This window comes from Gemmobacter lanyuensis (assembly GCF_014652355.1).
GTDB lineage: Bacteria > Pseudomonadota > Alphaproteobacteria > Rhodobacterales > Rhodobacteraceae > Gemmobacter > Gemmobacter lanyuensis.
The window spans coordinates 17062-27225 of the sequence record NZ_BMYQ01000022.1 but is presented as its reverse complement, the minus strand read 5'-3'; the positions used below and the strand labels follow the sequence as shown (position 1 = coordinate 27225).

Genomic DNA, 10164 nt, shown 5'->3' with positions numbered 1-10164 from the left:
CTGAAACGCCGACACCCGAAAAACCAAAAAACAGGGAATAACTGTCGAAGTCCGGAATGCAGGACGACGGTGATCACGGCCGCCTTCAAGGTCGCCGCGCCCTCGACCGGCAGGTCGACCGAGGCCGGGGCTTCGGGTTCGACCCAATCGCAGACTCCGCCGAGCGTCCGGTCGGTCTCCAGAGCCGCGCCGATAGCGGTGATCAGGCTGTCGAAGGCGCTGGCCCGGCCATTGCCCGCCTGGACGACGACCTCCAATTCCGCCCGGTGCTGGTAGTGGTAGCGCAGGGGCGACAGCGTCACCTCCGGCTCGCCCGGCTGGCCGTCGCGCAGGATGATCAGCCCGGCCGCCGGGATTCGTTCGGGCAGTACCTCGTCACGCAGGACAAGGGCGGCAAGCGGCTGCAGCCGCGCCTGCAGCGCGGCGAGGATGGTTTCGCGGGTGGTGGGCATAACGTCAATTGTCCGAGCTAGACTCGATCAAATTAGTGGATCAAGAGCCTCTAGCCGAAACGATAAATCTATTCGATCCAGAATTATCATGGAGATAGCATGTGCCTGCGTTTACCAGCAACAACTCAAGAATTGGCGTAACCGATGGCGAGCCACTGAGAAATAGTCGGTCATTATCTGAGCATAATTGACAAGCAATTATACACAGAAGTGAATGCGCTGTCGACTTGCAGATTGCCGGTTGGGTACTGCCCCGCGCCGTGTGCGACTCGATTTCTAAGCCTCGCTACGCGGTCGTAGCATTCCTTCTTCATGTTCTGTGGGATGATCGGGGTTCCGTGATTTGCGAGAGCTGACAAGTATCCTCCAAGGTTCTTTTTATCGTTGGAAAGAACAATCCCGTTTGCGTCAACAATCGCTCGAGCGGAGGTCTCTAGTCCTCTGGCGAGGTGCATTATTCGCAAGAGCTGCTTACGCCTCTCTGGCATTATCTTGGCCACACGGACGGTTTCATTGATTTCATCGAGTATGGCTGATTGAGTCGCTGGGTTGGAAATCTTGGTCGATGACTTCACAATCAGTGCTAGGGTCTTTGCTTGCTTCTCAAAAGCTTTCATGGGCGCAGCCTTACTTTAAAAAGACTCTGAAACGTATCTGTTCAATTCAATCACTGACTGAATGGTTTCCAAGTCATCAGTGGGAATCAGTGACGTTCCCGAAAATGCGGCACCGTGGGCATACTTGCCTCTCATGTCGATAGCTTCCGCTGCAACAGGGGATATAGCTACATGTACGGGCTTTTCCTTAGGGTAAGGTATTCCCGTATCTAGGGTGTACCGCTCAAGTATGGCGCCGCTTGCCGCAAACATCAGCTGCTGGATTACGTTGTTCCTATTCTTTCCCGATAGAAAGGACATCGGGCGTCCTTCGATCTCAATTCTATTCCTTGGCGAATACTTTAGGAAACCGCTTTCCAGCGGTGAGCTTTTATTGTTCGAATGAACTCGTCGTGATGGTTCAGGCGAGGAGCTAGACCTCCTTGTCCTGGTGATTCGATAGGATTGTTCAGTCAAGGTGAGTGCGATGTCATAGGTCTTCAGTACGCCAGCTTGTATCTCTCGTTCCATCCTTCTTGATGATCCGAAATCGCTACTATCGCCTATGAATTTTGGGAGTGCCGAGTCGCCCAAGCTTGTGAATAAGCCAAAGTCGCGCTCAAGAAGAAAGAAATCACCTCCAACGCCGTCTGCCAACAGGACTGTTCTGCAGTGCTCGGGAAGCGCTAGTCTCGAAGATATCAATCGAGTCGCCAAGTGAGCTGGGTTATCAATCTCCCATCCGTTTGGTACGAAGATCGCGCATAGATTTCCTGTACCACTTACGAGAGCATCAGGCCCTCGCAAGAGTAGAGGATGCTCAGGCTTGTACACGAAGTCGGATTCTGAAAAATGCTCTTGAAGGAAAATCTCAAGCTCTTTCATTTGGCCTCACTTAGATGGCGCGACTCGACACGTGCGAGACATTCTTGAGGCTATTCAAAAGGCTAGCTGGCTCAAATGACAATCCCTTTCGTGGTCTGAACTTGAGGAGTAGCTCCATTTCATTCGTGCCACCTCGCCACGATCCACCCCGGCACGGTGTCGATGGCCCGCTCAGCATCTCGCGCCAGATGCAGCCGCTTGCCTAGCTTGACCTGCGGCACGAGGAGGAAGATCGGCACGGTGGTCAGCCCGCGGCCGGACTTCGCGCGGGATGCCACGGCGCGTCCCTTGCTGTTCAGGCGCCCTTCGGCAACCAGCAGGCTCGGGCCTCTGCGCCGGTAGATGAAGCGCAGCCGCAGCCCCGTACGGCGTTCCCATTCGCCGGGTGTGATGCGACCACCGCGGGTGGATTTGCCTGCAGCCGGGGTGGGGATCGGCAGCCAGAAGCCTTGGCGTGACCGGATCAGCGGCCCGGTGTCATGCGCGCCGACGATCACCGGGGCGTTCGACCAGACCAGCGCCGCGGCATTCATGCTTTCGCCGCCCTTGGGATAGGTGGTCAGCCGGATCGAGTTTCCAAGCCGGGTGCCAAGGCCCGCGCCGGTGATCTGGCCGCGCCAGGCAGATTTGAGGCCCGCGCCTGCCTCGCGCATGGCGGTGGTGACGGCCTTCTCGCCCGCAGCGATTTCCGCCTGCATCAGGGCGGCGAGGTCGGGGCTGATTTCCAGCTTCAGCTTCATGCGGGCCTCAAATCGAGGGTCCAGATCAGCCGTTCGCGGTCGCGCAGCGGCTCTCCCTGGATGACATGGCTGTCGACACCGATGACGATCACGTCGCCCGGGCGCGGCGCGGGCAGGTCGGCCACGCGGACGTCCACCACTGTCGTGTCGCTGACAAAGCGCCCCGCGCCGAAGTCGGTGACGCGGTCGGGCGCGCGGCGGATAATGCGGATCGGGCGTTCCTCTGACGTCGTGGCCGAGATCCAGAGGGCCGGGGCCGCCATGGAGGCATGGGTGAAGATGCGGTCCATGGCGGCGGCGAAGACGGACATGGGTGCGTCCGTCAGTTCGACGTGTGCAGGCGGATCGCCAGCCGCGGCCGCTTGTTCACCGGCAAGATCGAGGCCTCGGTCATGACGTCGATCCAGCGGCCCTTCTCGTCGAGATGCTGGCGGGCGTAGAGGGGCAGGCCGATGGTGTTGGCGGTCTCCAGCAGGTTTGCGGGGCCGCCGTAGGTGGTGAAGGTGTCCATCGTGCCGAGCGGGAAGGCGATCCCCTCGTTCGCGGGGACCAGCCGTTCGGTGGCCTTGGTCGAGAGGGTGACGGTGCCGGAATACTCCTCGAACAGGATCCCGCCGAAGGGGAAGTTGCGGCGGACATCCTCGCGCAGGGGTTGGGCGCCGGTCGAGGCGTAGAACTTGTAGGCTTCCTCGGTCTTCGGATGCGCGATCAGCTTGTCGAAGAACTCACGGCTGACCAGCGCATGGACCGAGGTCATCGCCTCGCCCAAGAGGTTGTCCTCGATGGCGCGCAGCACTTCGCGGACCTTGCCCTGCACGTTCGTGCCTGCGGTGCCGAGGGCGAAGTCGACCGAGATCTGCGCGAGACCGAATTCGGTGAAGTAGTTGTAGAGGGTAGTGCCCGCGCCATCCTTCACGATGCCGCGGAGCGCGTTCATCTCCATGTATTCGCGGGTCTGGGCATGTTTGCGCCGCATCAGCAGCAGCTTGCGGTTCATCACCTCGACCAGGGGATCGGCGGCGTCGAAGGCGCCCAGCGCGGGGGCGCCCTGGATGTCGGCCGGCAGGACCACGTCGTCATGCGGGATCCATGGCAGCGCGAAGGATCGCATGGACCGGCCTTCCCGGGTGCCGACCGTGGCCGGGCCGCCGAGGGGAACGGAGGGCAAGAGGCTGAGGACGCCCTCGTATTGCTCGATGATGACCGAGCGCTGACTGACGCCTTCGAACCGGAAGAGGCCGATCTGGGCGAGGCGGGTGTAGAGGTTGGGCAGGATGTTGATGGCCTGCGTCATTTCGGCCAGCGAATAGCCGCCAGCGTCGAAGGGATTGCGGACGAGGGTCATGGTGGGGCTCCGGGGGATGAAGGGATGGGCGCGGCTTGGTGGGCTGCGTCAGACGCCGTCGCGGGCGACGATGCCTGCGGCGGCCAGCTGGCCGATCTTGGTGGTGATCTTCGCCCCGTCATCGACGGTGGCGTCGTAGGCGAGCGCAGCGCGCGAGACGATTGCCGGGCCACGGGCAACGACGATGCCGGTAGCGTCCGCCAGCGTGGCATCGATGGCATAGAGCAGGACAGCCGAGGCGGTCTGTGCGCCATCCGTGCCGCCGCTGGTCGCGAGCTTGTACTTGCCGCTGGCCGTGATGCGGCCGAGAACGGCGCCGACGGGATAGGGCATGCCTACGAGCAGCGTCACCACCTCGCGGGTGTAGTTCGGGTTGACCTCATATTTGAGGACATCGCCCATGCTGGGCGGTTCCGTCAGGACGGGCATGGTTCAGTCTCCGGGATGTTGGGGGGATGGGGGCGCCCGATCTGGGCGGTGCGCGTCAGCGCGAGGCGGCGGCCGATTTCTTCGCGGCCGCGACGATGGGGCTTTCCTTGGTGCCAGCCGCTGGGGCAGTGGCGATGATGCCCGCGGCATCGCTGCGGGCGGCAAGATCGGCCAGCACCTTCGCGCGCAGCGCTTCGGGTTTCACACCCTTGGTGACTGCGTCTGCGGCATCGATCTGGATGCCAAGGCGAGCCGCCTGCGCGCAGACCTGAGCGACCTCGGCCGCCTCCGCCCGGATCGCTTCGGGCGACATGGCGGCCGCTGTGGTTTGCGGCGGCGCGACTGCCGCGGGCGGGGCCGGTTCCGGCGGGGTGCTGGCGGCGGGCGCAGTTGCAGGCTGCGCATGGTCTTCGGGGGCAGTGGTCATCATCGGGCCCTTTCCTCTGGGGGTGGTTTTGCCGCGGGGTGCGGCGGCGAAAGCGCGGAAGGCGGTGACCGGATCGGCCACCTCGTCGGCGAGACCGGCGAAGACAGCCGCCTCGCCGCGGAAGACGGCGGCTTCGGTGCCCAGTGCGCGTAGGGTGTCGAGGCGGCGACCACGCCCTTCGGCGACGGTTTCGGCGAAGAGCTGGCGGAGGTCTTCCAACTCGCCCGCGATCCTGTCGCGGACGGCCTCGGGCAGGGGCTGGTAAGGGTTCGCATCGACCTTGCGGGCCCCGGCGTGGATCAGCGTGACGGCGATGCCCTTCTGGTCCAGCGCCCCGCTCATGTCGCTGTGCATGGCCACGACACCGATGCTGCCGACAGCGCCGGTGCGGGGCAGGATGATCCGGTCGGCCTGGGAGGCCAGCGCATAGGCGGCCGAGAGGGCATGATCGGCGACGAAGGCATGGACTGGCTTCTGCGTCCGGGCGGCTCGGAGTCGGTCGGCTAGGTCGAAGGCCCCTGCGACCTCGCCACCGAAGCTGTCGATATCGAGCGCAATGCCGCGGATCGCAGGATCGGCCAGCGCCGCCTGAAGTTGGGCCGCAATTCCCTCGTAGGAAGTCAGCCCCGAAGACTGCCCGATCCAGGCGCCGCGATGCACCAGCGTTCCGGCGATTTCGATGACCGCGATCCCATCCACCACGGCGAAGGGCTGGCCACCGTTGCGCGCCTGGCGATTGGTCAGGTCGTCGCCGAAGAGTGACGCACGGGCGGGCAGGGTGGCTGCATCCTGGTCCTCAGCCGCGATCTCCTGCCCTTCGATGCTGACCTCGCGGCCGGTGATCCTCGGCCCAAGGCCGGCCAGGAATGCCAGCGCCTTGGCGGGATCAACCATCAGAGGCGTGTTGAAGGCGCGCTGGGCGATCTGGGTGTGATGCATCATCCCTCCTCCGCAGGCCGGGGTTCCCGGTCCTCGCCATCGTCTTCCTGATCGCCGCTGTCCTGCTGATCCCGCCGCTCGTCCTCTGCATCGCCCGGCCCAGCGCCGCCACCGGCCGCCTGCGCCGGGGATCCCGGCCGCCGGAAGTCGAGGCCGAGGTCTGCCTCGCGTTTGCGTTCGGCCGCGATTTCCCGGTCGACCTGTTCGGCATCGTAGCCGCGCTCGGCGATGGCCTGCGTGCGGGATTTCAGGCCCGCCTCGATCTGCAGGATCTCTGCCGACGCATCCTTGGCCGGATCGATCCAGTCCCACTTGGTGGGCAGCCAGTCGCAGGCGAGGTATTGCCGCCGATCGGTGGCGTAACCTGGCAGATCGATGGCCCCGGCCAGCACCGCCGTGTCCATCCATCGCGTCCAGACGGCGCGGCAGAGCTGATAGACCATCACCGAATGCTGGAAGGCCGAGATCCGTCGGCGGAAGTCGACCAATGCGATCCGGGTGTTCGAGAAGTTTCCCTTCGCGGTGTCACCGGTCAGATAGCCATAGGGCACGCCCAGCGCGGCGCCTATCTGCAGGAGCGTGCGGTATTGGAAGGGCTCGTAGGTGGACCCAGAATCCGGCGTCGATGGCGTGGTGACATCCTCGCCGGGATCCAGTCGCACCACTTGGCCCGGTTCGACCTCCAGATCGTCCTCGGCCGGATCGAGCGCGGTTTCCGGGGCGGGGGAGGTGATGAACATCGCGAACATCGCCGCGGTCTTCTTCCGCTCCAATTCCGCGTCGTCGTAGAGGTCGAGGGTGAAGAGCTTCACCACGGCCGCGGCGAAGCGCGACACGCCGCGCAGCTGGCCCGCCTCGACCGGGTCGAGGATGTGGATCACCTCGGATGCGGGAACCCGAACCGTCTCCCCGGCCAGCCCCGGATCTGTCATGTCGCCCGGATGGCGGCGCAGGAAGTGGTAGGCCACGCGGCGGCCGATCCCGTCGAATTCGATGCCCTGCCGGATCGACCCGGCCCCGGGCAGGACGCGGGTCATGTCTTGGGGCAGCATCTCCGAGGGCAGCATCTGCAGCTGCATCGGCACGGTCAGCCCATCCTCTGGCCGCCGTGTGCGGACGCGCAGGAACACCTCGCCCGCAAGGAACACTTCCCGCGAGGCCCGGCGTTGCAGCCCGAAGAAGTCGGTCAGCCCCTCGGCATCGGCCTCGTCGGTCCAGGCGAGCCAGAGCTTTTGCAGCTCCTCCTTCCGAGCCGCGTCCGCGATCTTCGACGAGGGCTTGATGCCGTCGCCGACGACATGGTTCGCAAAGGCATCGACCGCATTCGCGGCGTAGCCATTGTTCCTGACCAGCCAGCGCGCGCGGGCGGTGATGGTTTCCCCCGAGGCCGCAATCAGCGTGTTCACATGGGCACGGGTGGCGCGGAAGCCGCGCATGCGGCGGTGGGACTGCGCGGCGTCAAACCCGCCGATGATGCTGCCGAGGCGAGCGCGGAATGCGTCGAGCACCATGGTCACAGACCCTTGGTGGCCACGGTGCCCCACCGACGGCGCCGGGCAGAGGTGCCGCTGGCCGCTGCAATCCTCGCCTCCAGATCCCGGATCGCCGCTGCCAGTTCAGCATCCGAGCCATAGGTCACGGTCTTGCCATCGTAGCTGACGCTCCGCAGCCCGGCGAAGCGGGCTTCCTGCAGCGCGGTCAGCAGGGCCTGCATGCGTTCCAGGTCCATCAGTCCCTCATGAAGTTCGGGGTGTAGGCCCGCCGTTTCCGGCGTGGCGTGGTTAGCGTTCCGGCCTTGGGTTGGGCTGGGTCAGTTGGTGCGCTTTCCGTTGCGACGGCAGTGGGCAGGCGCGTTTCCACGCCCGCCTGCGCTTCGAGCCGCCGCCAGGTCGCCTCGTCCCATCGGTCGGCGCCAAGGATCCATGCCGCGGCACGGGCGTAGACCCGGCAGTCGAGCGCCTCGTTCCGCTCGCGCATCTTCTGCCATTCCTGATGGGCATAGCCGCGCTTGTTTCGGATCGTGACCAGCTGTTCGGCCACCAGCTGCTTCAGCCATTCGGTGTCGGCCCAGCTGGGCAGGTGGATCGTGCCCGGCGCGTCCAGCACGCCCAGCGCCCGATCCTCATCACTCAGACGTTCGATCCGCAGGAAGCGGTAGGTCTCCGCCTTGAAGGTCGCCGTGGCCACCGACCAAAGCCGCGCGCCGCGACGCAGCCGTTTGCCGCCAATGGTGGCGTCCACGAAGGTTGGCCCCGAGACCGGCGTAGCGCGGTTGAAGCCCTCGAGGCCCTTTAGCGGCGCAACCTGCTCGAAGCCGACCTTGCGGGACCAGGCGTAGACGGCCGCGGCCTCGTAGCCGGTGTCGATGCCAAGCCGCGCCACGGTCATGAAGGCGCCGTTCGCATGTTGCCAGCTGCGTCCGAGGAGGGCGGCCAGCTTCTCCCACGCGGCAGGATCGTCGGGCCCGCCCGGGATGACGATGTGATCGACGAGCCAGGACTCGAGGCCGCGGCCCCAGGCCCAGATATCGACCTCGATCCGGTCCTTCTGCACGTCTGCCCCGGCCGTCAGGAACAGCCCCGCCATCGGTACCGTGCCCGGCTTCCACGCCTCCCGCCGATCCGCCAGCCGCTGCCATTCCGGCGCATCGCCCGACTCGACCCACGTCTCGCCCAGCAACGTGTTGCGCGCCGCGCGCAGCGTCTCGTCCGACCCTTGGGCCGCCTGCCATTCCCGCGCGACGTCGGACCAGCTTTTCCACCCGAGCGGCGAGTAAAGTGCCGAGAGGTGGAAGCCGATGGCTTTCGGGTCTGTTGACACGGATGTTGCCCGCCATTCGCCTCGGGCCAGCATTTCGGTCTTGTGGTGCTCGGCGATGGGTCGTTCGCAGCCCTCGCAATGGTAGGCGGCGGTTTCCGGCTTCCCCTTCGCCCAGCGCAGGCGGTCGAACTGCAGCCATTGCATCGCGCCGCAATGCGGGCAGGGCACGAAGTAGCGCCGCTGGTCGGACGCCTCGAATTCCCGTTCGATCCGGCTCAGCCCCCGAATCGTGGGCGTCGAGACCATGAACACCTTCCGCCGGTGCGAGAAGGTGGTGGTTCGCGCCTCGGCCAGCGTGACCGGATCGCCTTCCTCGTCGGCCGAGGCCGGATAGGCGTCGACCTCATCGAGAAACACATAGCGCGCGGGCATCGACCGGAGGCCAGTCGCGCTGTTGGCCCCGGTCAGCACCAGGATGCCGCCGGGGAATTCCTTCGACAGCATCGAGTTGCCCGCATCGCGCGACCGGGCTGGGTTCACCCGTTCGCGGAGCGCCGGGCTGTCCGCGATCAGCGGATCAAGCCGACCGCGCGAGGTGCGCTTGGCCAGTTCGAGGCTCGGCAGCACCGCCAGCATCGGCCCCGGCGCATGGTGGATTACAAAGCCGATCCAGTTGTTGCCCGCTTCCGTGGCCCCGACCTGCGCCGCTTTCATGAAGGTGATGCGCTGGGCCGGATGCCCGGGCGAGAGCGCATCCATGATCTCGCGCAGGTAGGGCGCCCGGGCGGTGCGATACCGCCCCGGCTCGGCCGCGCCCCGCGATGACAGCCAGCGATGCTGATCCGCCCATTCCGACACGGTCAGGTTCGGGTCGGGGCGCAGGCCCTGTCGCCAGACCCTGAGCAGGTCCTCGGCGCCGTCAAAACCGAGGTCGAGACCCGCGGTCAGATCGTTGTCGTCCTCCTCATCATGCAAGCGAGACCCGGAGGTCGGCGAGGGCGTCGAGCTGTTCGCGGACATGGGCTTCCAGCACCCTCTGCATGATCGCGGTCTCGATCGTCACCGATGCCCCGGATTGCCGTTCCACCTCCGCCATGATCTGCGCTGCCATCAGCGCGGCCACCCGTCCGGGCCAGGTCACCCAGACATCCCGTTCCTGCCGCGCCAGGCGGAAGACAAGGGTCTCCGCCCGGGCACGGTCGACCAGCGTGCCCTTCTTCTTCTGGACCGCGATCTGCTTGTCCTGCGCGGCATAGACTGTCAGCAGCGTGCGCGCCTTGATGTAGGACGAGGTCTCGCCCGCACCGCTGGCGAGGCTTTCGCCACCCAAGCTGCGCCGCTGCTGGTCCGGGTCCGTCATCTCTGCCCGTCGCACATCCGAGGCTGCGGCATTGATCGACCCGTCGTCATGGACCACCAGCCGCCCGTTCTTCCGCGCCTTCTGCACCCCGCCGCGGGACAGGCCGGAATGCGCCGCATACTCGCGTTCGCTCATGCCTTTCATGGCGCGGATGATCCGATCAAGCTAATGATATCGCTTTGTATTCAGTTGATTAGAGGGCGCGACAGAGCGAGTCTGATCGCAAGGAAA

At 65.1% G+C, this 10164-nt stretch carries 11 protein-coding genes; all 11 read right to left on the bottom strand.

What is annotated here, in order from left to right; genetic code table 11:
• Positions 1-452: hypothetical protein (locus IE101_RS19060; protein ID WP_189635435.1), on the bottom strand; the 452-nt coding region annotated here is incomplete at its 3' end.
• Between the two features lie 632 nt (positions 453-1084).
• Positions 1085-1933 carry a hypothetical protein gene (locus tag IE101_RS19050; RefSeq protein ID WP_189635434.1) on the bottom strand — a complete coding sequence of 283 codons (849 nt, stop codon included), beginning with the start codon at positions 1931-1933 and terminating at the stop codon, positions 1085-1087.
• 119 nt (positions 1934-2052) lie between these two features.
• A complete protein-coding gene (locus IE101_RS19045) occupies positions 2053-2673 on the bottom strand; it encodes a DUF6441 family protein (RefSeq protein ID WP_189635433.1) in 621 nt (206 codons plus the stop codon).
• The gene (locus tag IE101_RS19040; protein ID WP_189635432.1) at positions 2670-2984 is read right to left on the bottom strand and encodes a head-tail joining protein; all 315 of its coding nucleotides are present in this window, start codon (positions 2982-2984) and stop codon (positions 2670-2672) included. The genes IE101_RS19045 and IE101_RS19040 overlap by 4 nt, the downstream gene beginning before the upstream one ends.
• Before the next feature lie 11 nt (positions 2985-2995).
• Positions 2996-4018: a major capsid protein gene (locus IE101_RS19035; protein WP_189635431.1), complete on the bottom strand. Its 1023-nt coding sequence runs from the start codon at positions 4016-4018 to the stop codon at positions 2996-2998.
• Between the two features lie 48 nt (positions 4019-4066).
• Positions 4067-4447, bottom strand: a complete 381-nt coding sequence (locus tag IE101_RS19030) for a head decoration protein (RefSeq protein ID WP_189635430.1) — start codon at positions 4445-4447, stop codon at positions 4067-4069.
• 55 nt (positions 4448-4502) lie between these two features.
• Entirely contained in the window at positions 4503-5813 is a 1311-nt protein-coding gene (locus IE101_RS19025; RefSeq protein WP_189635436.1) for a S49 family peptidase, read from the bottom strand.
• Positions 5813-7324, bottom strand: coding sequence for a phage portal protein (locus IE101_RS19020; RefSeq protein ID WP_189635429.1), 1512 nt, complete (start codon positions 7322-7324; stop codon positions 5813-5815). The genes IE101_RS19025 and IE101_RS19020 overlap by 1 nt, the downstream gene beginning before the upstream one ends.
• Before the next feature lie 2 nt (positions 7325-7326).
• Entirely contained in the window at positions 7327-7542 is a 216-nt protein-coding gene (locus IE101_RS19015; RefSeq protein ID WP_189635428.1) for a phage head-tail joining protein, read from the bottom strand.
• Positions 7542-9593, bottom strand: a complete 2052-nt coding sequence (locus IE101_RS19010) for a phage terminase large subunit family protein (protein WP_189635427.1) — start codon at positions 9591-9593, stop codon at positions 7542-7544. Before IE101_RS19010 ends, IE101_RS19015 begins: the two co-directional genes overlap by 1 nt.
• Positions 9541-10077, bottom strand: a complete 537-nt coding sequence (locus IE101_RS19005) for a hypothetical protein (RefSeq protein ID WP_189382187.1) — start codon at positions 10075-10077, stop codon at positions 9541-9543. Before IE101_RS19005 ends, IE101_RS19010 begins: the two co-directional genes overlap by 53 nt.
• Positions 10078-10164 lie beyond the last annotated feature (87 nt).

Excerpts from the sequence above, each read along its gene's own strand:
- IE101_RS19030 (WP_189635430.1), bottom strand. The coding sequence starts at position 4,447 with ATGCCCGTCCTGACGGAACCGCCCAGCATGGGCGATGTCCTCAAATAT.
- IE101_RS19010 (WP_189635427.1), bottom strand. The coding sequence starts at position 9,593 with ATGTCCGCGAACAGCTCGACGCCCTCGCCGACCTCCGGGTCTCGCTTG.
- IE101_RS19005 (WP_189382187.1), bottom strand. The coding sequence starts at position 10,077 with ATGAAAGGCATGAGCGAACGCGAGTATGCGGCGCATTCCGGCCTGTCC.
- IE101_RS19050 (WP_189635434.1), bottom strand. The coding sequence starts at position 1,933 with ATGAAAGAGCTTGAGATTTTCCTTCAAGAGCATTTTTCAGAATCCGAC.
- IE101_RS19025 (WP_189635436.1), bottom strand. The coding sequence starts at position 5,813 with ATGCATCACACCCAGATCGCCCAGCGCGCCTTCAACACGCCTCTGATG.
- IE101_RS19035 (WP_189635431.1), bottom strand. The coding sequence starts at position 4,018 with ATGACCCTCGTCCGCAATCCCTTCGACGCTGGCGGCTATTCGCTGGCC.
- IE101_RS19015 (WP_189635428.1), bottom strand. The coding sequence starts at position 7,542 with ATGGACCTGGAACGCATGCAGGCCCTGCTGACCGCGCTGCAGGAAGCC.
- IE101_RS19045 (WP_189635433.1), bottom strand. The coding sequence starts at position 2,673 with ATGAAGCTGAAGCTGGAAATCAGCCCCGACCTCGCCGCCCTGATGCAG.
- IE101_RS19040 (WP_189635432.1), bottom strand. The coding sequence starts at position 2,984 with ATGTCCGTCTTCGCCGCCGCCATGGACCGCATCTTCACCCATGCCTCC.
- IE101_RS19020 (WP_189635429.1), bottom strand. The coding sequence starts at position 7,324 with ATGGTGCTCGACGCATTCCGCGCTCGCCTCGGCAGCATCATCGGCGGG.